This window comes from Bacillus sp. FSL K6-0993, from assembly GCF_037977205.1.
In the GTDB taxonomy this organism is placed as follows: Bacteria; Bacillota; Bacilli; order Bacillales; family Bacillaceae; genus Bacillus; species Bacillus subtilis.
Genome location: NZ_CP150275.1, coordinates 694,405 through 721,364 on the forward strand (window position 1 = coordinate 694,405; position 26,960 = coordinate 721,364).

Here is a 26,960-nt window from a genome sequence, read left to right on the forward strand (position 1 = left end):
GGATTTGGTTTATGATAGAACATATGTTTTGTATAGGCGGGTGAACAAATTTTGAATTATATTAGCAATCAATTACTAAGCGGTTTAAACCCCGTTCAGCAGGAAGCAGTCAAAACAACGGACGGGCCCCTTTTGCTGATGGCGGGAGCGGGAAGCGGAAAGACGCGTGTCCTGACACATAGAATTGCTTATTTAATGGCGGAAAAGCATGTGGCGCCGTGGAACATTCTGGCGATCACATTTACAAATAAAGCGGCACGCGAAATGAAAGAACGTGTGGAAAGCATCCTCGGACCCGGCGCGGACGATATCTGGATCTCCACATTCCACAGCATGTGCGTGCGGATCTTGCGCAGAGATATCGACCGGATTGGGATCAACCGAAATTTCTCCATTCTTGATACGGCGGACCAGCTTTCAGTGATCAAGGGGATTTTGAAGGAGCGCAATCTTGATCCGAAGAAGTTTGACCCGAGAAGCATCCTCGGCACGATCAGCAGTGCAAAAAACGAATTGACCGAACCGGAGGAATTCTCTAAAGTTGCCGGCGGCTACTACGATCAGGTGGTCAGCGATGTATATGCTGATTATCAGAAGAAGCTATTGAAAAATCAGTCGCTTGATTTTGACGATTTGATTATGACGACGATTAAACTGTTTGACCGAGTGCCGGAAGTACTTGAATTTTATCAGCGCAAATTCCAGTACATCCATGTTGATGAGTATCAGGATACGAACAGGGCGCAATACATGCTCGTTAAGCAGCTTGCCGAGCGTTTCCAGAACCTTTGCGTTGTCGGGGATTCTGATCAGTCAATCTACAGATGGCGCGGCGCGGATATCACCAACATCCTTTCATTTGAAAAAGATTATCCGAATGCAAGCGTGATTTTGCTAGAACAAAACTATCGTTCAACGAAACGGATTTTGCGCGCGGCAAACGAGGTCATTAAAAACAACTCTAACCGCAAACCGAAAAATTTGTGGACGGAAAACGATGAAGGCATCAAAATTTCCTATTATCGCGGTGATAATGAATTCGGTGAAGGACAGTTTGTGGCCGGTAAAATTCATCAGCTTCACAGCTCAGGCAAGCGGAAGCTGTCTGATATCGCCATATTATACCGGACAAACGCGCAGTCCCGTGTGATCGAGGAAACGCTTCTCAAAGCGGGCTTGAACTATAACATTGTCGGCGGCACAAAGTTCTATGACAGAAAAGAAATTAAAGACATTCTTGCGTACCTGCGCCTCGTATCCAATCCGGATGACGATATCAGTTTCACGCGCATTGTCAATGTGCCGAAGCGCGGAGTCGGCGCGACATCACTTGAAAAAATCGCTTCGTATGCGGCCATAAACGGCTTGTCATTTTTCCAAGCGATTCAGCAGGTTGATTTTATCGGCGTCAGTGCCAAAGCGGCAAACGCGCTTGACAGCTTTAGACAGATGATTGAAAACCTGACCAATATGCAGGATTACTTATCCATTACAGAGCTGACAGAAGAAATTCTTGATAAGACGGAATACAGAGAAATGCTGAAGGCTGAGAAATCGATCGAAGCCCAAAGCCGTTTAGAAAATATCGACGAGTTCCTGTCTGTTACGAAAAACTTTGAACAGAAAAGTGAAGACAAGACACTCGTTGCGTTCCTGACAGACTTGGCGTTGATCGCAGATATTGATCAGCTCGACCAGAAGGAGGAAGAGTCAGGCGGCAAGGATGCGATCACCCTGATGACACTGCACGCCGCGAAAGGACTGGAGTTCCCGGTTGTTTTCTTGATGGGGCTTGAAGAAGGCGTCTTCCCGCACAGCCGTTCACTCATGGAGGAAGCGGAAATGGAAGAAGAACGCCGCCTTGCGTACGTTGGGATTACAAGGGCGGAACAGGAGCTTTATCTGACCAATGCTAAAATGCGCACCTTGTTTGGCCGGACAAATATGAACCCGGAATCTCGCTTCATTGCTGAAATACCGGATGATTTATTGGAAAACCTAAATGAGAAAAAAGAAACAAGAGCGACGTCTGCGAGAAAAATGCAGCCGAGACGCGGCCCTGTTTCACGCCCGGTATCCTACGCCAGCAAAACAGGCGGCGACACCTTGAACTGGGCAGTCGGAGATAAGGCGGGCCATAAAAAATGGGGAACAGGAACTGTCGTCAGCGTAAAAGGCGAAGGAGAAGGGACGGAGCTCGATATTGCCTTCCCGAGCCCTGTCGGCGTGAAACGCCTGTTAGCAGCATTTGCTCCTATTGAAAAGCAGTAATTGAAGAGGAAAGGAAGAAGCAGATGGACAAAGAAACAGCGAAGCAGCGGGCAGAAGAACTGCGCCGCACCATCAACAAGTATAGCTATGAATATTACACCTTAGATGAACCGAGCGTCCCAGATGCCGAATACGACAGATTGATGCAGGAGCTGATTGCGATCGAGGAGGAGCACCCAGACCTCAGAACGCCTGACTCTCCTACGCAGCGCGTCGGCGGAGCCGTGCTTGAAGCGTTTCAAAAAGTCACCCACGGCACACCGATGCTCAGTCTGGGCAACGCCTTTAATGCTGATGATCTTCGTGATTTCGACCGCCGTGTGCGCCAAGCCGTCGGTGACGATGTGGCGTATAATGTGGAGCTGAAAATAGACGGTCTTGCTGTTTCTCTCCGTTATGAAGACGGCTATTTTGTCAGAGGAGCCACCCGAGGTGACGGAACGACGGGAGAGGATATTACGGAGAATCTGAAGACGATTCGCAATATCCCCCTCAAAATGAACCGTGAGCTGTCGATCGAAGTGCGCGGCGAGGCGTATATGCCGAAGCGTTCGTTTGAAGCACTCAATGAGGAACGGATTAAAAATGAGGAAGAGCCGTTCGCCAATCCGCGAAATGCCGCGGCGGGATCTCTCAGGCAGCTCGATCCGAAAATTGCAGCGAAACGAAACCTCGATATCTTCGTCTACAGTATAGCGGAGCTTGACGAGATGGGTGTGGAGACGCAAAGCCAAGGGCTTGATTTTCTCGACGAACTCGGATTTAAAACGAATCAGGAACGAAAAAAATGCGGCGACATAGAAGAAGTCATTACGCTGATCGATGAGCTTCAGGCGAAGCGCGCTGACCTGCCGTATGAAATAGACGGCATTGTCATTAAAGTCGATTCTCTCGATCAGCAGGAGGAGCTCGGTTTTACGGCGAAAAGCCCGCGCTGGGCCATCGCGTATAAGTTTCCTGCTGAAGAGGTCGTGACGAAGCTTCTCGATATCGAATTAAATGTCGGCCGAACGGGTGTGATTACGCCGACCGCGATTCTTGAGCCGGTAAAAGTTGCCGGCACAACGGTCTCAAGAGCATCCCTTCATAACGAAGATTTAATTAAAGAGAAGGACATTCGGATTTTGGATAAGGTTGTCGTCAAAAAAGCGGGCGATATCATCCCGGAAGTTGTGAATGTCCTCGTTGAACAGCGCACAGGAGAAGAAAAGGAATTCAGCATGCCGACGGAATGTCCTGAATGCGGCAGTGAGCTCGTCCGGATCGAAGGAGAAGTGGCGCTTCGCTGCATAAATCCTGAATGTCCGGCGCAAATCCGGGAAGGGCTGATCCATTTCGTTTCCCGCAATGCCATGAACATTGACGGGCTCGGCGAACGAGTGATCACACAGCTGTTTGAGGAAAACCTTGTCCGCAATGTGGCAGATTTATATAAGCTGACGAAGGAACGAGTCATCCAGCTCGAGCGCATGGGTGAAAAGTCCACTGAAAACCTGATCAGCTCCATCCAAAAATCAAAAGAAAATTCGTTAGAGCGTTTGCTGTTTGGGCTTGGCATCCGTTTTATCGGATCAAAGGCTGCAAAGACGCTTGCCATGCATTTTGAAAGCTTGGAGAACCTGAAAAAAGCCTCTAAAGAGGAACTTCTCGCGGTAGATGAAATCGGTGAAAAAATGGCTGATGCTGTGATCACCTATTTTCATAAAGAAGAAATGCTGGAACTCTTGAATGAACTTCAGGAGCTGGGCGTAAACACGCTCTACAAAGGCCCGAAAAAAGTAAAAGCAGAGGACAGCGATTCTTACTTTGCCGGTAAAACAATTGTTCTGACAGGAAAGCTGGAAGAGCTGTCAAGAAACGAAGCCAAAGCGCAAATTGAAGCGCTGGGCGGAAGGCTGACTGGAAGCGTCAGCAAAAACACAGACTTGGTCATCGCCGGAGAAGCGGCGGGAAGCAAGCTGACAAAAGCACAAGAGCTGAACATTGAAGTATGGAATGAAGAACAGTTAATGGGAGAGCTAAAGAAATAAGAGGAGTGTTTTCTATTGAAAAAGACGTTGGCATTGGCGGCAACGGCGGCAGTATTAATGCTGTCTGCCTGCTCGTCAGGTTTCGGGGGGGAGAAGGAGGAAGAGATTACGCAAAAGACGGCGAAATCGTCAGAAAAAGCGATTGTCCCGAAATATAATATCTCTGACTCCTATTACAAAATGGTGCTGCCGTTTAAGGCAGGCAAAGCGCGCGGCTTAACAACGGAACAGCTGAATACTAGGCTGGACATTGACGAGTTTGAAACAGGGCTGATGCGTCTTGCCCAAGATTCTTTCTCGACTGACGATTATCTGTTTCAAGAAGGACAATATTTAGATGAGGATACAGTATTAAGCTGGCTGGCACGGAAAAAAACGGGTTCTGATTTGAAAAAAGCCGAAAAAGAAGATAAAAACTTCAAAAATGAAGGCTTGAACCCAGCGCTCCCGAGCTCTGGTTCAACAGAAGAAAAGAACGAAAGCAGCCCGATTTATTTAGCCTCCATGCTTGAGCACGATTATTTAGTCAGAAAAGACAAGAATTCTATCCAGCTTGGCGGCGTCATGATCGGACTGGCGTTAAACTCCGTGTATTACTATCGTGAAAAAACTGGCGACCCGCAAAAAGAAGTGGAGATTAAAGACAGCACGCTTCGCCAGCAGGGAGAAAAAATTGCACAGGAGGTTATTAACCGCCTCCGTAAAAAGGATAATTTGAAGAATGTGCCGATTACCGTCGCGCTTTATAAGCAGGCGTCAAAAACATCGATTGTGCCAGGGAACTTCATCGCCAAAACAGAGGTCAAAGCAGGCTCTACTGATATCTCAAATTGGGATGACATCAATGAAAAATATGTATTCTATCCGGCGGATACAACCACAGCAGAAAAATACCCGGATGACACCGAGGTCTTTAAGCGGTTCAAAAATTCAATTGAAGAATATTTCCCGAACTATACAGGCGTTGTCGGTACAGCGCTGTATGATAATGATGAAATGAAGAAAATGAAGATTGACATACCAATGCAATTCTACGGAAAAAGTGAAGTTGTCGCGTTTACCCAGTTCTTAACGGGTGAAGTGATGGACTACTACTCTAAGAGCTCAGTTGATGTCGAAGTCAATATCACGTCCTCAGACGGACAGGAAGCGGTCATTATCCGCAATGCTGGAGATAAAGAGCCGACTGTTCACATTTATGACTGATAGAAAACCCTTGTGCCATATTGGCACAAGGGTTTTTATGTTACAATTAACAGGAAAAGGGAAAATATTTCCGCTTCTGCCGAAACACAAATCAAGGGGAGGTATGTTGATGCTGGAAATCGTGTGAAAACAATCATTATCAAATCTATAGCAATGAAAGGATGTTAGACGTGCATAAAGATATCAAAAAAATATTTCATGAAGAGCAGGTTTTGGCAGAAGCTGCAGCGAGATACGGTTTCTCAAAAGATCAGGTGCGTTTTCTGGCTGATGCGGAAAACTATGTATATGAATGTATGAAAGACAATCAACCTTATATTTTAAAGATTACCCATACGATTCGGAGATCTTCTGATTATATAATGGGAGAGATGGAATGGCTCCGTCACCTTGCAATAGGGGGAATTTCAGTAGCCAAACCGCTCCCGTCGCTGAACGGAAAAGACGTAGAAGCAGTGCCGGACGGAAACGGCGGGTCATTTTTATTGAGAGTGTATGAGAAAGCGCCAGGGCAAAAAGTGGATGAATCGGACTGGAATGAAACGCTATTTTATGAGCTTGGCAGATACACAGGCAGCATGCACAGCCTGACAAAAAGCTACAAATTGAGCAATCCCGCTTTCAAAAGACAGGAATGGGATGAAGAGGAGCAATTAAAGCTGAGAAAATATGTGCCTGAAGATCAGATAAAGGTGTTTCAGCAAGCCGATTCTTTGATGAATGAACTGCGGAGGCTCCCGAAAAGCCAGGACAGCTACGGCTTGGTACATGCGGATCTGCACCACGGCAATTTTAACTGGGATCATGGCAAAATCACGGCATTTGATTTTGATGATATCGGCTACAACTGGTTTGTTAACGATATTAGCATTCTTCTCTACAATGTCCTGTGGTATCCTGTTGTGCCATATGATGATAAAGCTGCGTTTACAGAAAAATTTATGACGCATTTTATGAAAGGGTACTGGGAGGAAAATGAGCTTGATCCTGCATGGCTGATGATAATACCTGATTTCCTCCGCCTTCGCCATATGCTGATTTACGGATTGCTGCATCAGATGTTTGACCTTAACACAATAGGAGAAGAGGAAAAAGAAATGCTGGCCGGTTTCAGAAGAGATATAGAGAATGGCACGCCGATTACAGCATTTGATTTTTCAGCACTGGTGTAGATAGAAAAAGCCAATGGGATTCCAGTCCCATTGGCTTTTATAATGTATCACACTTCACGCCGACTACGCCTTCAATGGCTTTAATGTCATAGTAGACATCGGTCGTGTATCTGTTTTTATGGACGCGGACCTTTACTTCCATAATTGGAAAATCCTTTTCGCCCAGGTCGTCGATCCGAACGGAGTGTGCTTTGATATCTCTTCTTTTCATTTCTTTTAAAATCTCTGTCATTTTGTCTTTATCAGAAAGTGACATTCTGATGCGGATGTCTTTTTCCTGCAGGCGGTCGGGGCCGATTTTTCTGACCACCCATGGGAGAAATTCCACGCTGATCAGGATGAAAAGAAGACTGGCAAACGCTTCTTTATAAAAACCGGCTCCCGTAGCCAGCCCGAGCCCCGCTGCCCCCCAGATCATGGCCGATGTCGTCAGGCCGGAAATGACATCATTGCTCTTTCGCAGGATGACACCGGCTCCGATAAACCCGACGCCGGAGATGATTTGTGCCGGCAGACGAAGCGGATCCATCATGATGCGGTAGTATTTAGGGAAATGATATGCCGCATTAATACTGACGATCGTCAGCATGCATGAGCTGACTGCGATGACGATACAGGTTTTTAATCCGAGCGGCTTATTTTTTAATTCGCGTTCAAGCCCGATGACCATGCCAATCAATGTGGCAATGCCCAATTTCAATAAAATATCAGGATCAATATACCAGCTCAACAGCAACTTCCCCCTTCTCTATGGTGTTTTTAAATAAATATGATTTTCTCACAGTATTTATAGCAAAACAAGAGCACAAAAGCCACCAAGCTGCGCTTGATGGCTTATTGCTTACTTTTTGCGTTTTAACAGCTTTTCCATGACACCGAATAATCGGTAAGAGGCTTTTGCAGGACGTTTTGTGATCATGCTGACAATGATGCCGGCAATCATACTGAGAATAAACCCAGGGATGATTTCGTACACACCGGTTGATTTTGCCAGGCCGGTTGTAATCCAGATCAACACGGTCGCAGCCCCGACAATCATGGCAGCAAGCGCGCCCCATTCGTTCATTCGCTTCCAGTACAGACTGAGCAGAATCGCTGGCCCGAAAGCTGAACCGAAGCCGGCCCAAGCGTATCCGACCAAATCAAGAATGGTGCTGTTCGGGTTCAATGACAAGAGTACCGCGATAACGGCAATGACTAAGACGGACAATCGCCCGATCATGACCAATTCTTTATCAGAAGCTTTTCGTCTGAAAAATGACCGGTATAAATCCTCTGTTACAGCACTTGCTGTGACTAAGAGCTGTGAGGAAATCGAACTCATGATGGCAGCCAAAATAGCTGACAATAAGAACCCTGTAATTAATGGGTGGAACAAGATTTTAGAGAAGATAATGAAAATCATCTCCGGATCCTTTACAGCAACTCCGAATTTATGGGCGTATGCAACACCGATTAAACCCGTCAGCACGGAACCTAGAACTGTAATGATCATCCAGCTCATACCGATTCGGCGTGCAGGTTTTAAATCTTTAATGTCTTTAATGGCCATAAATCGGACGATGATATGAGGCTGGCCGTAGTAGCCCAACCCCCAGGCTAAATAGGAAATAATGCTAATGACGCTCGCGCCTTTAAAAATATCCAATAAATGTGGATTAACAGCGTCGATTTCATGGAAAGTCGGAGCAACGCCGCCCACATGGGTAAAAGCAACGATCGGCACAAGCACTAGTGCTGCAAACATGATCGCACCCTGCACGAAGTCAGTCAGACTGACAGCAAGGAAACCGCCAAACAGTGTGTATAACACGACAACTGCAGTGGTCAGAAACAAGCCTAATTTGTAATCCGCACCAAAAGCAGATTCAAACAGCCGTCCGCCAGATACCATACCGGAAGAGGTATACAATGTGAAAAAGATCATGATGATCAATGCAGATACGATTTTCAGCAGTGATGAAGAATGCTGGAATCGTTTATCAAAGAAATCAGGAATCGTAATCGCATCATCCGCCGCTTCTGTATAAGCACGCAGCCTTGGAGCCAGCAGCAAGTAATTTGAGTACGCCCCGATTGTAAGACCTAAAGCAAGCCATAAGGTGGACAGCCCTGTCGCAAACATCGCGCCGGGAACACCCATCAGCATCCATCCGCTCATATCGGCCGCACCGGCAGACAAAGCAGTAACGAATGGTCCGAGGCCTCTTCCTCCAAGCATGTAATCATTGATGTCAGTGGTTTTCTTGAATGCATACCAGCCGATTAACAGCATGGCAATAAAGTAAATTCCTAAAGATATAATAATTTCAATACTCACGTTTTACCCTCTCTTCATTTCTAATAATGTTGCATCACCTCTCAAATTGATGGTGCCAGTTAAGCAGCCTGGCGTAAGTGCAAATCAAAAGAAATTCTTTTGCGGGTGCACTTGGTAACTTAACCTAACAAAGTATTCCCGGCCATTCAAGCGATGAAACCTTGATCATGAGCGAGAAATACCGTTACAAACCTAGAAGGGAATAAAGAATAAAACGCTTTCAAAAAATAATTAAAGTAAAAATATTCAGAAAAATATTTCGTTTCTCCTTCTCCTCATTTTAGTATAAAATATATAGGGTATTGTTTCGAAAACACAGGCCTGTCTTAAGGCGTTTTGTTGCTTTAAAGGGCTTGTTTTTGATATGATCAGTATTATATGACTTAACGGAGAAATATGTGGAGGTGGATCATATGTCACGAATTTCAATAGAAGAAGTAAAGCACGTTGCGCACCTTGCAAGACTTGCGATTACTGAAGAAGAAGCAAAAATGTTCACTGAACAGCTCGACAGTATCATTTCATTTGCCGAGGAGCTTAATGAGGTTAACACAGACAATGTGGAGCCTACAACTCACGTGCTGAAAATGAAAAATGTCATGAGAGAAGATGAAGCGGGTAAAGGTCTTCCGGTTGAGGATGTCATGAAAAATGCGCCTGACCATAAAGACGGCTATATTCGTGTGCCATCAATTCTGGACTAAAGGAGGGACACAAGAATGTCATTATTTGATCATAAAATCACAGAATTAAAACAGCTCATACATAAAAAAGAGATTAAGATTTCTGATCTGGTTGACGAATCTTATAAACGCATCCAAGCGGTTGATGATAAGGTACAAGCCTTTTTGGCATTAGATGAAGAAAGAGCGCGCGCATACGCGAAGGAGCTTGATGAGGCGGTTGACGGCCGTTCTGAGCACGGTCTTCTTTTCGGTATGCCGATCGGCGTAAAAGATAATATTGTAACAAAAGGGCTGCGCACAACATGCTCCAGCAAAATTCTCGAAAACTTTGATCCGATCTATGACGCTACTGTCGTTCAGCGCCTTCAAGACGCTGAAGCGGTCACAATCGGAAAACTGAACATGGACGAATTCGCCATGGGGTCATCTACCGAAAACTCTGCTTACAAGCTGACGAAAAACCCTTGGAACCTGGATACAGTTCCCGGCGGTTCAAGCGGCGGATCTGCGGCTGCGGTTGCTGCGGGAGAAGTTCCGTTTTCTCTTGGATCTGACACAGGCGGCTCCATCCGTCAGCCGGCATCTTTCTGCGGCGTTGTCGGATTAAAACCTACATACGGACGTGTATCTCGTTACGGCCTGGTCGCATTTGCGTCTTCATTAGACCAAATCGGGCCGATTACACGTACGGTTGAGGATAACGCGTTTTTACTTCAAGCGATTTCCGGCGTAGACAAAATGGACTCCACGAGTGCAAATGTGGACGTGCCTGATTTTCTTTCTTCATTAACTGGAGACATCAAAGGACTGAAAATCGCCGTTCCGAAAGAATACCTTGGTGAAGGTGTCGGCAAAGAAGCGAGAGAATCTGTCCTGGCAGCGCTGAAAGTCCTTGAAGGTCTCGGCGCTACATGGGAAGAAGTGTCTCTTCCGCACAGTAAATACGCGCTTGCGACATATTACCTGCTGTCATCTTCTGAAGCGTCAGCGAACCTTGCACGCTTTGACGGCATCCGCTACGGCTACCGCACAGACAATGCGGATAACCTGATCGACCTTTACAAGCAAACGCGCGCTGAAGGTTTTGGAAATGAAGTCAAACGCCGCATCATGCTTGGAACGTTTGCTTTAAGCTCAGGCTACTACGATGCGTACTACAAAAAAGCGCAAAAAGTGCGTACGTTGATTAAGAAGGATTTCGAAGACGTATTTGAAAAATATGATGTTATTGTTGGACCGACTACACCGACACCTGCGTTTAAAATCGGTGAAAACACGAAGGATCCGCTCACAATGTACGCAAACGATATCTTAACGATTCCGGTCAACCTTGCCGGCGTACCGGGAATCAGCGTGCCATGCGGATTAGCAGACGGTCTTCCGCTCGGCCTGCAAATCATCGGAAAACACTTTGATGAAAGCACTGTATACCGCGTTGCTCATGCATTTGAACAAGCGACAGACCATCATAAAGCAAAACCTGAACTGTAAGGGGTGAAAAGAATTGAACTTTGAAACGGTAATCGGACTTGAAGTCCACGTTGAGTTAAAAACAAAATCAAAAATTTTCTCAAGCTCTCCAACGCCATTCGGCGCGGAGGCGAATACGCAGACAAGCGTTATTGACCTCGGATATCCGGGCGTCCTGCCTGTCCTGAACAAAGAAGCCGTTGAATTCGCAATGAAAGCCGCTATGGCGCTCAACTGTGAGATCGCAACGGATACGAAGTTTGACCGCAAAAACTATTTCTATCCTGACAACCCGAAAGCGTATCAGATTTCTCAATTTGATAAGCCAATCGGCGAAAACGGCTGGATCGAAATTGAAGTCGGCGGCAAAACAAAACGCATCGGCATCACGCGCCTTCACCTTGAAGAGGATGCTGGAAAACTGACGCATACGGGCGACGGCTATTCTCTTGTTGACTTCAACCGCCAAGGAACGCCGCTTGTTGAGATCGTATCAGAGCCGGACATCCGCACGCCGGAAGAAGCGTACGCGTATCTTGAAAAGCTGAAATCCATCATCCAATATACAGGCGTTTCTGACTGTAAAATGGAAGAAGGCTCACTTCGCTGTGACGCCAATATCTCTCTTCGTCCGATCGGCCAAGAGGAATTCGGCACAAAAACGGAATTGAAAAACTTGAACTCCTTTGCGTTTGTTCAAAAAGGCCTTGAGCATGAAGAAAAACGCCAGGAGCAGGTTCTTCTTTCCGGCGGCGTCATCCAGCAAGAAACTCGCCGTTATGATGAAGCAACGAAGAAAACCATTCTTATGCGTGTCAAAGAGGGATCTGACGACTACCGTTACTTCCCAGAGCCGGATCTAGTCGAGCTCTACATTGATGATGAATGGAAGGAACGCGTAAAAGCAAGCATTCCTGAGCTTCCGGATGAGCGCCGCAAGCGTTATATCGAAGAGCTTGGCTTGCCTGCATATGACGCGATGGTTCTGACGCTGACAAAAGAAATGGCTGATTTCTTCGAAGAAACCGTTCAAAAAGGCGCTGAAGCCAAACAAGCGTCTAACTGGCTGATGGGTGAAGTGTCAGCTTACCTAAACGCAGAACAAAAAGAGCTTGCCGACGTTGCCCTGACACCTGAAGGCCTTGCCGGCATGATCAAATTGATTGAAAAAGGCACCATTTCTTCTAAGATCGCGAAGAAAGTGTTTAAAGAATTGATTGAAAAAGGCGGCGACGCTGAGAAGATTGTGAAAGAGAAAGGCCTTGTTCAGATTTCTGACGAAGGCGTGCTTCTGAAGCTTGTCACTGAGGCGCTTGACAACAATCCTCAATCAATCGAAGACTTTAAAAACGGAAAAGACCGCGCGATCGGCTTCCTAGTCGGACAGATTATGAAAGCGTCCAAAGGACAAGCCAACCCGCCGATGGTCAACAAAATTCTGCTTGAAGAAATTAAAAAACGCTAATAAAAAAGCAGCCCGCAGAGGCTGCTTTTTTTATGGTCAAATTGAGATAAAGACTGAGATGAGGGCCCGGAGCCTTTCAACTTCTTTGTCGTTGGTTCCGGTCAAATTGAACAGCATGCCTTTAATAATCGGCTTGCGCGGTTTATCCTGAGTCAATTCTTCCTCGATAACATCAAGTGACACGGTGATATCCTCGGGCAGCGTGCTGTTTTCTTTCACTTTCTGAATGTCCTCAAGCAGCTGGTCCTTCCCCGCAGGCATCGGGTTGAAAATGTCTTTTGACACAATCGGATTGAGTGCAGAACGGCTCAGCCCCTGTACAAGATCATCCAGTCTCTCAATAATAAAGGCTGAGATTTCTTCTGCATCGATATTAAGCTCACCGTTAAATACCATCACGTTCATATAAGAATGCACAATGCCTCTTGCCATGATGGACAGATCTGCGACATACCGCTCGATTCCTTCGCCATAGGATACCAGCAAGGCGTTCCGGTACAGCTTATCCGTCTCCATGGTTACTTTGTAAAAGTATTGCTTGATTTCTTGATTTTCCGGAATGATATTTTCGGTAAGCAAAAGAACGATAAAATCTTTATGATCACGAAAATCCTCAAATTGTGCGCCAATTTGTTTTTTCAAAACTTCTTTAGGCGGCTTTCCTGCGAGATCTTCTTCTATATTTTTCATTTTGTTCATAGACATACCGATATAATATTCACAGGCAGATAACAGCAGCGCTTCTTTCGATTTGAAGTGCAAATAAAAAGCGCCCTTCGAAATGCCGCATTCACTGGCGATTTCTTGGATCGTCGTAGCTGCGAATCCTTTTTTCGCAAATAAACGAATGCTGGTTTTTATGATTCTCTCTTTTTTTTCATTCATGACGTGCTTCCCCTTAATCCTTGAAAAATTTAGTAAAATTTTCTGGTATATGAGTTGACGTTGTTGCGTTATAACGTTTAGTATTATATAGAATGACCAGTCAGTCAATAAAAAATGTAATGGAGGATATGATGAATCACGTTATTAATTTCGTTCTGAAAAACAAATTCGCCGTATGGCTGATGACGATTATTGTAACGGCAGCCGGCTTGTATGCGGGTATGAATATGAAGCAAGAGTCTATTCCTGACGTGAACATGCCTTACTTGACGATCAGCACGACATATCCGGGTGCGACACCAAGCCAAGTGGCTGATGAAGTGACCAAACCGGTTGAACAAGCCGTGCAGAACTTGGACGGTGTCAGTGTTGTGACTTCGACGTCCTATGAAAACGCATCGTCGGTCATGATTGAATATGATTATGAGAAAGATATGGACAAAGCGAAAACAGAAGCAGCTGAAGCGTTAGAAAACGTCAGCCTGCCTGATGACGCGAAGGATCCGGAGATTTCACGCTACAGCTTGAACTCATTCCCGATTCTGACGCTGAGCGTGTCCAGTGATAAAGATAACCTGCAAGAGCTAACGAAACAAGTGGAGGACAGCCTCGTTTCTAAACTTGAAGGCATAGAAGGCGTTGCGTCCGTCCAAGTATCTGGCCAGCAGGTGGAAGAGGTTGAATTCTCTTTCAAAGAAGACAAACTGAAAGAATACGGCCTTGATGAAGATACAGTCAAGCAAGTGATTCAAGGTTCAGATGTGACAACTCCGCTTGGATTGTACACATTCGGAAATGAAGAAAAATCTGTCGTCGTCAGCGGCGATATTGAAACAATTAAAGATTTGAAGAATATGAGAATCCCGACGGCATCTGCTTCAAGTGCAGGCAGCAGCGCAGCATCTCAAGCGGGTGCGCAGAGTGCTCAAGCAGCTCAAAGCGCGCAAGCGGCAGCACAGGCGCAGCAAAGCGCAAGCACAGCAGTGCCGACGGTCAAGCTTTCTGACATTGCTACAATTAAAGATGTGAAAAAAGCTGAATCCGTTTCACGCACAAATGGCAAAGACAGCATCGGCATCAACATCGTCAAAGCAAACGATGCGAATACGGTAGAGGTTGCCGACAATGTCAAAGCTGAGCTGAAGAAGTTCAAAGAAGACCATAAAGGCTTCAATTACAGCGCAACTCTCGACATGGCGGAGCCGATCACACAGTCAGTTGACACGATGTTAAGCAAAGCCATTTTCGGTGCTATTTTTGCGATTGTGATTATTCTCTTATTCTTAAGAGATATCAAATCAACATTAATTTCGGTAGTTTCAATTCCATTATCATTGCTGATCGCACTCCTTGTGCTTCAGCAGCTTGATATCACATTAAATATTATGACGCTCGGCGCAATGACCGTTGCCATCGGACGTGTAGTCGATGACTCCATCGTTGTGATCGAGAACATTTATCGCCGAATGAGACTCAAAGACGAGCCGCTCCGCGGAAAAGCCTTAGTTCGTGAAGCGACGAAGGAAATGTTTAAGCCGATCATGTCATCGACGATCGTGACAATCGCGGTATTCCTGCCGCTCGCACTTGTAGGCGGACAAATCGGTGAATTGTTTATTCCATTTGCCTTAACGATTGTTTTTGCGCTTGCCGCATCCCTGGTGATTTCGATCACGCTTGTGCCGATGCTTGCACACAGCCTGTTCAAAAAATCATTAACGGGCGCGCCGATTAAAGCAAAAGAACACAAACCTGGCAGACTTGCAAACATCTATAAAAAAGTATTGAACTGGGCGCTGAGCCACAAATGGATCACGTCTATCATCGCTGTTCTGATGCTCCTTGGAAGCTTGTTCCTCGTACCGTTAATCGGTGCCAGCTACCTGCCGTCCGAGGAAGAAAAAACGATGCAGCTCACATACAGCCCAGAACCGGGTGAAACGAAAAAAGAAGCCGAAAATGAAGCTGAAAAAGCAGAAAAAATCCTGCTTGACCGCAAGCATGTCGATACGGTTCAGTATTCATTAGGCTCTGGAAGCCCGCTTGCCGGAGGAGATTCTAACGGTGCGTTATTCTATATCAAATATGAAAGCGACACACCTGACTTTGATAAAGAAAAAGATAACGTTCTGAAGGAAATCCAAAAGCAATCTGACCGCGGAGAATGGAAGTCACAGGACTTCAGCTCTTCAGGCAATAACAACCAATTAACATACTATGTGTATGGCGATTCTGAAAACGATATTAAAGACACGGTCAAAGACATTGAAAAAATCATGAAAGATGAAAAGGATCTGAAAAACGTAAATTCAGGCCTTTCCAGCACATATGATGAGTACACATTTGTCGCTGACCAAGAAAAACTAAGCAAACTCGGTTTAACCGCGTCTCAAATTTCTCAGGCCTTAATGTCACAAACATCGCAAGAACCGCTCACCACCGTGAAAAAAGACGGCAAAGAGCTTGATGTGAACATTAAGACAGAAAAAGACGAGTATAAGAGTGTGAAAGATTTAGAGAATAAAAAGATCACTTCCGCGACTGGCCAGGAAGTCAAAATCGGCGATGTGGCAAAAGTGAAAGAAGGATCAACATCAGATACCGTGTCAAAACGTGACGGAAAAGTCTATGCGGATGTCACAGGTGAGGTTACATCTGACAACGTCACAGCCGTATCAGCTGCTATCCAGAAGAAAATCGATAAGCTAGATCATCCTGATAACGTATCGATTGACACAGGCGGCGTATCAGCGGATATCGCTGATTCCTTCACGAAGCTCGGTTTAGCGATGCTGGCAGCAATAGCGATCGTTTACCTTGTGCTCGTGATTACCTTCGGCGGAGCACTAGCGCCATTTGCGATTCTGTTCTCATTGCCGTTCACAGTCATCGGTGCCCTGGTCGGACTTTACGTATCAGGTGAAACGATCAGTCTGAACGCAATGATCGGTATGCTCATGCTGATCGGTATCGTTGTCACGAATGCCATTGTCTTAATTGACCGCGTGATTCATAAGGAAGCGGAAGGCCTGTCTACGAGAGAAGCGCTCCTGGAAGCCGGCTCTACACGACTCCGTCCGATCCTGATGACAGCCATTGCGACAATCGGCGCCTTGATTCCATTAGCACTCGGCTTCGAAGGCGGAAGCCAAGTCATTTCAAAAGGACTCGGCGTCACGGTTATCGGCGGTTTGATCAGTTCAACGCTTCTGACGCTCTTGATCGTGCCAATCGTATATGAAGTATTGGCGAAGTTCCGCAAGAAAAAACCTGGAACAGAAGAAGAATAAAAAAACAAAAAGCCTCAGCTATGCTGAGGCTTTCAGCTTGTTGAAAAACCCTCGCATTCGTTGTCAGGTCTGCGCGTCGATGCTCACGAATTCTACATTCGCTCCGCTCCAATGCTCCCCCTTCCTAGACTACAAGGGTTTTCAATCAAGCTGAAAGAATGTTAAGGATGACAAAAGCTCAAAACAAGAATCAGTTTTGAGCTTTTGTGCGTTTTCACCTGTAAGATTATGTACATTTTGTTGCGATTTTTTTAACTCATAGTATAATTAAAGGTTGTTAGTGTAAAAATGGATCGGATACTCTTAAGTAGGATGATGAGATAATGAAACGTGCACGCATAATATACAATCCGACTTCAGGACGGGAGATCTTTAAAAAGCATCTTGCCCAGGTCCTGCAAAAATTTGAACAAGCCGGCTATGAAACCTCCACCCATGCGACGACATGCGCAGGAGACGCTACACACGCTGCCAAGGAAGCAGCATTGCGTGAGTTTGACCTGATCATTGCGGCAGGCGGAGACGGAACGATCAACGAGGTCGTCAACGGGCTTGCACCTTTAGACAACCGTCCGACACTCGGTGTGATTCCAGTCGGCACAACAAACGACTTCGCCAGAGCGCTCGGCATTCCGCGAGAGGATATTTTAAAAGCGGCAGATACGGTCATTAACGGCGTCGCCCGCCCGATTGATATCGGACAGGTCAACGGCCAGTATTTTATCAATATCGCCGGAGGAGGCCGTCTGACGGAGCTGACGTACGACGTGCCAAGCAAACTCAAAACGATGCTCGGCCAGCTTGCTTATTATTTAAAAGGAATGGAAATGCTGCCTTCACTTCGTCCGACAGAAGTCGAGATTGAATATGATGGCAAGCTGTTTCAAGGTGAAATCATGCTGTTTTTGGTCACGCTGACAAACTCCGTCGGCGGGTTCGAAAAACTCGCGCCGGATTCCAGCCTGAATGACGGCATGTTTGATTTGATGATACTAAAGAAAGCAAACCTTGCTGAATTTATCAGGGTTGCCACGATGGCGCTTCGCGGCGAACACATCAACGATCAGCACATTATTTATACAAAAGCGAACCGTGTGAAAGTCAATGTATCAGAAAAGATGCAGCTGAACCTGGACGGCGAGTACGGCGGTATGCTGCCGGGCGAATTCGTGAATCTGTACCGGCACATTCACGTCGTCATGCCGAAGGAGAAAGCGGAACAGCTGGATGACTAAAACTTGGCTTTGTAAGCCAAGCTCAGAATGTTGACAAAATCCTAAAACAGTTTTCGTTTTAGGATTTTGTCATCTTTTCAGCGTGATTGAAAACCTTTGAAGTCTAGGAAGGGCGAGCATTGGAGCGTACTTCCGCAGGATGCGGTGACAGCGGCGTTTGAGCAGGACGCTCTAGTTTTTAGCCGCTGGTCTTTTTACGTGAGCACCGAAGCACAGGACTGACAACGAATGCGAAGGTTTGCCTACACGCTGAAACTTGGCTTGAATAGGCCAAGTTTTTCTTTCGCTTAAAACTAGAGGTGATTATAGATGAAAATGAAACCCCCAGTAGAAAAAAACGAATACTATGACGTGACATTTGAGGATTTGACGCACGAAGGAGCGGGCGTCGCAAAGGTTCAAGGATTCCCGATCTTTGTGCCGAATGCCCTGCCCGAGGAAAAAGCCCAAATCAAAGTGACACGCGTCAAAAAAGGGTTCGCCTTCGGCCGTCTGATTGAGCTGAAGGAAGAAAGCCCGCATAGAACGGACGCCCCATGCCCGATTTACAAACAATGCGGAGGCTGTCAGCTTCAGCACATGACCTACGAAGGCCAGCTCCTGTTTAAACAGAAACAGGTCAAAGACGTCCTAGAACGCATCGGCAAGCTGGACCTGTCCAACGTCACCGTGCACCCGACACTCGGCATGGAAGACCCGTGGAACTACAGAAACAAAGCACAGGTGCCGGTAGGAGAGCGAGAAGGCGGACTCGTCGCCGGATTTTATCAGCAAAGAAGCCATGACATCATCGACATGAGCGCCTGCCTGATCCAGCAATCCAAAAACGACGAAGCCGTTCAAGCTGTCAAAGACATTTGCGCAAACTACGGTGTCAAAGCCTACAACGAAGAACGCCACAAAGGCTGGCTCCGCCACATCATGGTCAGATACGGTGTGGTAACGGGAGAAATGATGATCGTCTTCATCACAAGAACGAACGATTTTCCGCACAAAGCGAAGATCATCGAAGACATCACAGCGCAATTCCCGCACGTCAAATCCATCGTGCAAAACATCAACCCAAACAAAACAAACGTCATTTTTGGCAACGAAACAAACGTCATCTGGGGCGAAGAATACATCTACGACCTCATCGGAGACGTCAAATTCGCCATCTCCGCCAGATCGTTCTACCAGGTCAACCCAGAGCAGACAAAGGTGCTCTACGACAAAGCGCTTGAGTACGCGGAGCTTCAAGGTGAAGAAACCGTCATCGACGCCTACTGCGGCATTGGAACGATTTCTCTATTTCTGGCGAAGCAAGCTAAAAAAGTGTACGGCGTAGAAATCGTGCCGGAAGCGATTGAAGACGCCAAACGAAATGCTGAGCTCAACGGCATCACAAACGCTGAGTTCGCGGTCGGAGAAGCGGAAACCGTGATTCCAAAGTGGTATGAAGAAGGCATTACAGCTGATACGCTAGTCGTCGACCCACCAAGAAAAGGCTGCGACGAAGCCCTCCTACGCACGATTGTAGAGATGAAACCGAAGCGGGTTGTGTACGTGTCCTGTAATCCTGGCACGCTTGCGAGAGATTTGCGGGTGCTTGAGGATGGCGGGTATCAGACGCTCGAAGTGCAGCCTGTGGATATGTTTCCGCATACGAATCATGTGGAGTGTGTGGCTGTGCTAAAATTAATTAAATAAGAAGCAGATGGGTTCGAGAATCGATAAAAAATTCTCGGACTTCATCTGCTTTTATTTCAATTGTCTCAAGAAAGCGGGAAGTATTTCTTGAGTTAATTCTTGAAATTCTATAAAAGCATCTAACTGCTGTTTAATTCATCGATATTGGTTTCAAGAGAAGACTTCAATTGCTCGGTTTTAGAATTGATAATGTCCGTCTGGGCATTGATATCGCTGACACTCCATCATAATCTGCTTTGGATATTTTTTCGTTAATAAACAAATTGAGTGACTTCTTTTTCTTTTGTCTGAGCCGTTCTAATTCCTTCTCAAAGATTCTAATTTGCTTTACTGAATTCTTTTTCTGTTGAATAGATTGCTTACATTGATATAAAAATTTCCTGATTGTCCAAATCGATGCTAGATGTTTTAAAAAAGTGATCACAGCTGATTTCTAATATTAATAATTAAGAGTAGAAATAGACACTATTTCGCTCAGGATTGATGAGACAATGTGTCAATAGCTCAGCAATTTTATTTAGAAATGTAGTAATACAATTTGTATACATGAATTTTTCTCTATTATTCTTTAAAAATAAATAGTTAGTACAAAAGCCCCTTATATAAGCAGATTTTTTCAAAAAGTATAAATATTTGTAGCGTTTGACTTCTCATCGAATATTGGGGTTTTGTGCCCCATCCCTTTATTTTATAGAATACTCCAAAAAATATGGATGCTTATTAAGAAAAGAAATATGTAGTAGCAAATGTAGAGGGAGATTTTTATATGGTATTACTTTTTGTTGTACAAACTCTTATAATAATAGGTAATGATATCTATTTTGATGAATCAGTGAATAGGGTGTCAGTAGGTGATATGAGCGAAAAAATGATCAGTTACTACAATGAGATAAGCATCCTTAAAACTTGCTCATATTATCTCAATCTAGCTACATGAGAAGTATATTCGAAAAAAATTATTAAATGAGGTATATAACATGATTAACTTCCAAGATAAAGTAAGCTTCATTTGGTCAATTGCTGAGATATTACGTGGACCTTATAAACCAGAAGACTACGGTAAAATCATTTTGCCATTAGCAGTATTACGTCGTTTTGATTGCGTATTAGAGAGCACAAAGGAGGAAGTATTAGCTAAGGCAGAACGGTTTGCAGCAATGAATGAAGATGCTCGTGAACAGATTTTAAATCGTGTCTCAAAGCAAAACTTCCATAACACCAGCAAATATGATTTCAACAAGCTATTAACAGATTCAGATAACATTGCGGATAACTTACGTGATTATATAAATGGTTTTTCAAAAGTGGCTCGTGATATTATGGATCACTTTGACTTTGATCGCCAAATTGATAAGCTCGAACAAAATAACTTGTTGTACTTAACGATTAAACGCTTTAGTGAAATCGACTTACATCCAGAAACAGTGTCAAATATTGAGATGGGCTATGTATTTGAGGAATTAATTCGTCGTTTCAATGAAAATGCAGAAGCAGGGGATCACTATACGCCACGTGAAGTAATTCGCCTTATGACGCACTTATTATTCTTACATGACGATGCAAGCATTTTAACGAAGCCAGGTTTAACACAAACCTTGTATGACTGTGCAGCTGGTACCGGTGGGATGGGTTCTGTAGCACAAGAGTATTTACTAAGTCAAAACCCAACAGCACACTTAGAGTTCTTCGGCCAAGAAATTAATCCTGAATCATATGCGATTTGTAAAGCAGACTTGCTGATTAAGGGGGAAGACGCGCGTAACATTCGTTTGGGGAATACGTTATCAAAAGACCAATTCCCACGTGATAAATTCGATTACTTAATTTCAAATCCGCCATACGGAGTAGACTGGAAATCGTATGAGAAGCCAATTAAAGAAGAACATGAGAAACAAGGTTTTAACGGTCGTTTTGGTCCAGGTACACCAAGAACGAGTGATGGACAGCTACTATTCTTAATGCACTTACTGTCAAAAATGAAGCCAGTTACAGCAGAAAATCCACAAGGCTCTCGTTTAGCCATCATTATGAATGGTTCGCCGTTATTTACCGGTGATGCAGGCTCTGGTGAGAGCGAAATTCGTAAGTATCTGCTTGAAAACGACTTAGTAGAAGGTATTGTGGCATTGCCGAACGATCTTTTCTACAATACAGGCATTGCAACGTACATTTGGATTTTAACGAACAATAAAGCACCTCTTCATAAAGGGAAAGTACGGTTAGTCAATGCCGTAGACTTCTCGAAAAAAATGAAAAAGTCGATGGGTAGCAAGCGTAACGAAATTACAGAAGAGCAAATTAATGAGATTGTTCGTTTATACGGTGATGCACAGCCAAATGAGTACGTGAAGATTTTTGATAATGAGGACTTCGGCTACGCAAAAATTACAGTAGAACGTCCATTACGTTTAAACTTCCAAATCAATGAAGAGCGTCTTGCTCGTGTTGCAGAAGGAAAAGGTTTTGCAAACTTAGCAACCTCAAAGAAAAAAGGCGATGCAGGTCACTTTGAAATTGAAGAAGGTAAGAAGATGCAAACGCAAATTTTGTATATTTTACGCACCTTACAAAGCGAAAAAGTATATAAAAATCGTGACGAGTTCACGAAAGTAGTTAAAGCTGCGTTGAAACAAGCTGGTATTACTATCGGAGCACCTGTATTAAAAGCGATTTTAGCTGGTCTATCTGAAAAAGATGAAACAGCCGATGTATGTATGAAAAATAAAACAGACATCGAGCCAGATACAGACTTACGTGATACTGAAAACGTACCATTAAAAGAAAACATTCATGACTACTTTGCACGTGAAGTATTACCACATGTACCAGATGCATGGATTGATGAAACAAAAACAAAAATTGGCTATGAAATTCCTTTTACTCGCCAGTTCTATAAATACAAAGCATTACGCAGCTCAGCAGAAATTATGGAAGAGATTCGTGCATTAGAAGCAGAGATTGCAGAGCAGTTGAAGAAGGTGATGGGATGAAAATCAAATTAAAGTATATTTCTCGCATTAATATGGGACAATCACCAGATCAAGAAAGTGTTAATCAAGAAGGTGTTGGGACACCTTTTTTACAAGGGAAGGCAGAGTTTGGTGAATCACATCCCACTCCTGTAAATTATTGTGTTAAAGCAAATAAATTTTCTATGCCCAATGATATTTTAATGTCTGTTCGTGCACCAGTTGGATCATTAAATTTTTCAGACCAAAAGTATGTTATAGGGAGAGGTCTTTGTTCGATAACACCTAAGGATGGCTTAGATAGGGACTATTTATGGTATGGCTTAATAGAGGCTAATTCTAGACTTTTAACATTAGTAAAAGGAAGTACATTTGAAGCAGTAACAACTGAAGATGTGAAGAACTTGGAAATAGAAATTCCCTCAAATTTTGAAGAACAGCAAAGAATATCAAAGCTTTTATCCAAAAAAGATAAAGAAATCAGTGATTTAATAGTATCTAAGAATAAATTAATAAATTTATTAGAACAACAACGCCAATCAATCATCACAGAAGCTGTTACAAAAGGATTAAATTCAAATGTAAAAATGAAAGATTCAGGTGTTGAGTGGATTGGTGAAATACCTGAGCATTGGACTGTAAATAAGATAAAAAGAATTGTTGATATATTAACATGTGGCTATGCTAGCACTCCAACATATGTCGATGAATCCAAGGGTGTCCCTTTTCTATCTGCACAGAATGTAAGTAGATCTGGAAAATTGAAACTTGAGAAATATAATTACATATCTCAAGAACTTCATAATTCTCTAACAAAGTATAAAAAGCCTATGAAAGGGGATATATTACAAGTCCGAGTTGGTGCAGGGATTGGACAAACTTGTATTGTGGATGTTGATTTTGATTTCAGTATTTACGTTTCATTAAGTCATATTAGGGTTAAGAAGTTCATTCATAATAAGTATTTAACTTACATTTTAGGATCACGAAATTTTAATGAATATGCAAATATGCAAACATTACAAGCAGGTGGCGTAGGAAATTTAAATGTATCAGATTTAGAAAAATCTAAAATACCTTATCCATCTTTAAAAGAGCAGATTGAAATTGCAAGTTATTTAGAGGTTGAATGTTCTAAAATTGATAATTTAGTTGAAAGCATTAATAAGCAAATCGAAAAACTAAAAGAATACCGCCAAGCCCTTATCTATGAAGCGGTAACTGGTAAAATTGATGTGCGTGATATGGAACTTGATTAAGTGAGGTGAGTTGTGATGGCAGTGGATACTTCAGAAAAAGGTTTCGAAACGAATATCGAAATGGTCTTAATTGCGAATGGTTATAAAAAGCGTGTGCTTGAAGGTGAGACGAGTGCTTCTTTCAAGCAGCATGCCATCGACGTAGAAGAGCTATTTGCTTTTTTAGAGGATACACAGGAAAAACGTATGCGTACGTTAGAGAAATCGTATGGTCCTACTTATAAAGAACATGTGTTAAAGCGTATTAAAGACCAGCTACATAAACAAGGTTTGGTTGAATGTTTACGTAAAGGGATCAAAGACCGTGGTATGACATTACAACTTGCGTATAATCAGCCCCCTACGGATATGAATAAAACATTAAATGAACAGTATGGGAAAAACCGTTTTAATGTCGCTCGCCAAGTGTATTACAGTGATAAGCATTCCAATAGCTTAGATATGGTGCTGTTTTTAAACGGCTTACCACTTGTAGTGATGGAGCTGAAAAATCCATTAACAAATCAAACAGTTGAAGATGCGATGAAACAATTAAAGAATGACCGTGATCCACGCGAGCAGCTATTTAAATTTAATGAGCGTGTTGCTGTCTACTTTGCGGTTGATCCAGATGAAGTATTTATGACAACAAAGCTTGATAAAGGGAAAACATACTTCCTACCATTTAACAAAGGTAACAATGGCGGTAAAGGGAACCCGTTAGTGTATGACAATTACCGTACGCATTATTTATGGGAAGACATTTTGGCTCCTGATAGCTTGCTCGACATTTTATATCGCTTCATCTTTATTAAGAAAGACGATATTAAAGATTCAAACGGTGAAATAATAGGTGAGCGTCAAATGCTCATTTTCCCTCGTTTCCATCAGCTTGATGTTGTACGTAAGTTAGAAGCAGATGTTGCACAAAAGCTTGTCGGTCATAATTATTTAATTCAGCACTCTGCGGGTTCGGGCAAGACGAATTCGATTTCATGGCTTGCACATCGCTTAGCAAAACTACATAACGAGGAAAATGAATCGGTTTTTAGTAGTGTGATTGTGATTACCGATCGCCGAGTGTTAGATAAGCAATTGCAAGACGCAGTGTATCAGATAGAACATAAAGCAGGAATGGTCGAGCCAGTTGATAAAAACTCAGAGCAATTAGCACGTGCTATTAATAGTGAAACGCGCATTATTATTACAACGCTTCAAAAGTTCCCGTTCATTTTGGAAAAGGTAGCGGGCTTAGAGCGGAAAAAATATGCAGTTATTATCGATGAAGCGCACTCATCTCAAGGTGGTAAAGCATCTACTGCCTTAACAAATATTTTATCAGATAAGACGTTAGAAGCAGCTTATGAGGAAGACCGCATTGCCGAAGAAAATTTAGCTGATGTAGACGAGAAAATTGTGGAAGCCATTTTGAAAAGTGGGAAACAGGATAACGTATCGTTCTTTGCATTTACAGCGACTCCAAAGCCCAAGACGTTAGAGAAGTTTGGTACAGTTGGTATTGATGGTAAGCCAGAGGCCTTCCATCAATACACAATGCGCCAAGCGATTGAAGAAGGGTTTATTTTAGATGTACTTGAAAACTATACGACTTATAAAACGTTCTGGAAAATTGCAAAGACAGTTGAAGATGATCCGGAGGTATCAAAAAAACAAGCTACGAAAAAGCTAGCACAATACGTATCACTTCATCCACATAGCATTGCACAAAAAACAGAAATTATTATCGAGCATTATCGCAATTTCGTACAGCGCAAAATTGGTGGTCGTGCAAAGGCAATGGTTGTAACAGCGAGCCGTTTACATGCAGTACGTTTCAAAACGGCATTCGATAAGTATATTAATGAAATGGGCTACGATGATTTAAAAACAGTAGTTGCTTTCTCCGGTACTGTGAAAGATGGTGAGATTCATTATACTGAGTCAGAAATGAATCAGTTCTCTGAAAAAGAGTTACCTGAAAAATTTAATTCTGATGAATACAAAGTGCTACTTGTTGCGGAGAAATATCAAACTGGATTTGATGAACCATTGTTGCACACAATGTATGTAGATAAGCCATTAAGCGGTATTAAGGCAGTGCAAACACTATCTCGTTTAAATCGCACATGCCCTGGTAAAGACGATACATTTGTTTTGGATTTTGTAAATGATCCAGAAGACATAAAAGCGTCTTTCCAGCCTTATTATGAATCGACAAGTCTATCAAAAATTTCTGATCCGAATATCCTTTATGATATGCAGGCCGAGCTAGAGCCATATCAAGTATTTACTGAGGAAGAGGTGCAAAAGGTAAATGAGCTTGAAGTAACGGGTGGTGTGAAGAAGTCTACGAAGGCTCAAGCCGAGTTAAATGCGCTTCTCGATAAAGGTGTGGAGCGTTTTAAAAAACTTTCGGGAGAAGAACAATTCGCATTTAAACAAGTGGCTACGAAATTTATACGTACGTATGGCTTTGTGCTACAAGTTGTAACATTTATTGATTTAGATCTACACAAGCAATATATTTACCTGACGTACTTGTTACGTAAATTGCCACGTGGTCGAGGAGATAAAGACGTTTACTTGGCGGATGATGTAGCACTTGAATACTACCGCAATCAAAAAGTATTTGAAGGCAGCATTGAGCTTGAGAAAACGGGCGGCTACGACTTAGATCCTCAGGAACATGGTGCTGGTGGTGCAGCTGAAGATGAGAAGGTTCGTTTATCGAGCGTGTTAGAAAAGTTAAATGAGCGCTTTGGCACGCAATTCACAGAAACAGATTTCCTTTCTCGCGAGCAAGTGAAAGAGGATATGTTAAATGACGAAGACATTCGTCAAAAAGCAAAAAACAACACAAAAGAAAACTTCAAATTCGCCTTTGAAAAATCCTTTATGGACTTCGTTATTGACCGTATGAGCAGCAATCAAGAGTTCTTTATGAAGATTTTAGAGAACGACGAGTTTAAGGCTTATATTATGGAAGATATGATGAATGAAGTTTATGGAGAAGTGAATAGTTAGCTCTTTAGTT

The 26,960-nt window shown here is 43.6% G+C and carries 15 protein-coding genes and 1 pseudogene; 13 read left to right on the forward strand and 3 right to left on the reverse strand.

Going from position 1 to position 26,960, the window contains the following annotated elements:
* The first annotated feature begins 51 nt into the window (after window positions 1-51).
* The 4 genes from pcrA (at window position 52) to MHH79_RS03650 (ending at window position 6,679) form a co-directional block, all read left to right on the forward strand.
* On the forward strand, window positions 52-2,271 hold the full coding sequence (gene pcrA / locus MHH79_RS03635) for a DNA helicase PcrA (RefSeq protein ID WP_015383008.1): 2,220 nt from the start codon (window positions 52-54) through the stop codon (window positions 2,269-2,271).
* Between the two features lie 23 nt (window positions 2,272-2,294).
* On the forward strand, window positions 2,295-4,301 hold the full coding sequence (gene ligA, locus MHH79_RS03640; protein WP_063335624.1) for an NAD-dependent DNA ligase LigA: 2,007 nt from the start codon (window positions 2,295-2,297) through the stop codon (window positions 4,299-4,301).
* A 15-nt stretch (window positions 4,302-4,316) separates the two neighbouring features.
* A complete protein-coding gene (locus MHH79_RS03645) occupies window positions 4,317-5,507 on the forward strand; it encodes a CamS family sex pheromone protein (RefSeq protein ID WP_076458660.1) in 1,191 nt (396 codons plus the stop codon).
* A 161-nt stretch (window positions 5,508-5,668) separates the two neighbouring features.
* A complete protein-coding gene (locus MHH79_RS03650) occupies window positions 5,669-6,679 on the forward strand; it encodes a phosphotransferase enzyme family protein (RefSeq protein ID WP_080030642.1) in 1,011 nt (336 codons plus the stop codon).
* A 37-nt stretch (window positions 6,680-6,716) separates the two neighbouring features.
* On the opposite strand, the gene MHH79_RS03655 is transcribed toward MHH79_RS03650, so the two are convergent.
* On the reverse strand, window positions 6,717-7,415 hold the full coding sequence (locus MHH79_RS03655; RefSeq protein WP_010886431.1) for an MgtC/SapB family protein: 699 nt from the start codon (window positions 7,413-7,415) through the stop codon (window positions 6,717-6,719).
* A 105-nt stretch (window positions 7,416-7,520) separates the two neighbouring features.
* Complete coding sequence (opuE, locus tag MHH79_RS03660; protein WP_003242814.1) at window positions 7,521-8,999, reverse strand: proline transporter OpuE; 1,479 nt, start codon at window positions 8,997-8,999, stop codon at window positions 7,521-7,523.
* Between the two features lie 413 nt (window positions 9,000-9,412).
* On the opposite strand from opuE, the gene gatC reads away from it, so the two are divergent.
* From gatC to gatB, 3 genes are read left to right on the forward strand one after another with little or no spacing between them, the layout of a single operon-like run.
* Entirely contained in the window at window positions 9,413-9,703 is a 291-nt protein-coding gene (gene gatC / locus MHH79_RS03665; RefSeq protein ID WP_003219442.1) for an Asp-tRNA(Asn)/Glu-tRNA(Gln) amidotransferase subunit GatC, read from the forward strand.
* A 15-nt stretch (window positions 9,704-9,718) separates the two neighbouring features.
* Window positions 9,719-11,176: an Asp-tRNA(Asn)/Glu-tRNA(Gln) amidotransferase subunit GatA gene (gene gatA / locus MHH79_RS03670; protein WP_003242878.1), complete on the forward strand. Its 1,458-nt coding sequence runs from the start codon at window positions 9,719-9,721 to the stop codon at window positions 11,174-11,176.
* Between the two features lie 13 nt (window positions 11,177-11,189).
* A complete protein-coding gene (gene gatB / locus MHH79_RS03675) occupies window positions 11,190-12,620 on the forward strand; it encodes an Asp-tRNA(Asn)/Glu-tRNA(Gln) amidotransferase subunit GatB (RefSeq protein WP_003219444.1) in 1,431 nt (476 codons plus the stop codon).
* Here gatB and MHH79_RS03680 read toward each other — a convergent pair.
* Window positions 12,617-13,505, reverse strand: a pseudogene (locus MHH79_RS03680) (TetR/AcrR family transcriptional regulator). The gene gatB and the pseudogene MHH79_RS03680 overlap by 4 nt on opposite strands.
* A gap of 131 nt (window positions 13,506-13,636) precedes the next feature.
* On the opposite strand from MHH79_RS03680, the gene srfP reads away from it, so the two are divergent.
* The 6 genes from srfP (at window position 13,637) to MHH79_RS03710 (ending at window position 26,950) form a co-directional block, all read left to right on the forward strand.
* Window positions 13,637-16,795 (forward strand): surfactin resistance protein SrfP, encoded by a 3,159-nt coding sequence (srfP, locus tag MHH79_RS03685; RefSeq protein WP_063335627.1) that lies wholly within the window; start codon window positions 13,637-13,639, stop codon window positions 16,793-16,795.
* 323 nt (window positions 16,796-17,118) lie between these two features.
* Entirely contained in the window at window positions 17,119-18,030 is a 912-nt protein-coding gene (locus MHH79_RS03690) for a diacylglycerol kinase (RefSeq protein ID WP_003233894.1), read from the forward strand.
* A 309-nt stretch (window positions 18,031-18,339) separates the two neighbouring features.
* Entirely contained in the window at window positions 18,340-19,719 is a 1,380-nt protein-coding gene (gene rlmD, locus MHH79_RS03695; RefSeq protein ID WP_340034991.1) for a 23S rRNA (uracil(1939)-C(5))-methyltransferase RlmD, read from the forward strand.
* Between the two features lie 977 nt (window positions 19,720-20,696).
* Complete coding sequence (locus MHH79_RS03700; protein ID WP_340034992.1) at window positions 20,697-22,709, forward strand: class I SAM-dependent DNA methyltransferase; 2,013 nt, start codon at window positions 20,697-20,699, stop codon at window positions 22,707-22,709.
* Window positions 22,706-23,947 (forward strand): restriction endonuclease subunit S, encoded by a 1,242-nt coding sequence (locus tag MHH79_RS03705; RefSeq protein WP_340034993.1) that lies wholly within the window; start codon window positions 22,706-22,708, stop codon window positions 23,945-23,947. Before MHH79_RS03700 ends, MHH79_RS03705 begins: the two co-directional genes overlap by 4 nt.
* Window positions 23,948-23,962: 15 nt before the next feature.
* Window positions 23,963-26,950 carry a type I restriction endonuclease gene (locus MHH79_RS03710; protein ID WP_340034994.1) on the forward strand — a complete coding sequence of 996 codons (2,988 nt, stop codon included), beginning with the start codon at window positions 23,963-23,965 and terminating at the stop codon, window positions 26,948-26,950.
* Window positions 26,951-26,960 lie beyond the last annotated feature (10 nt).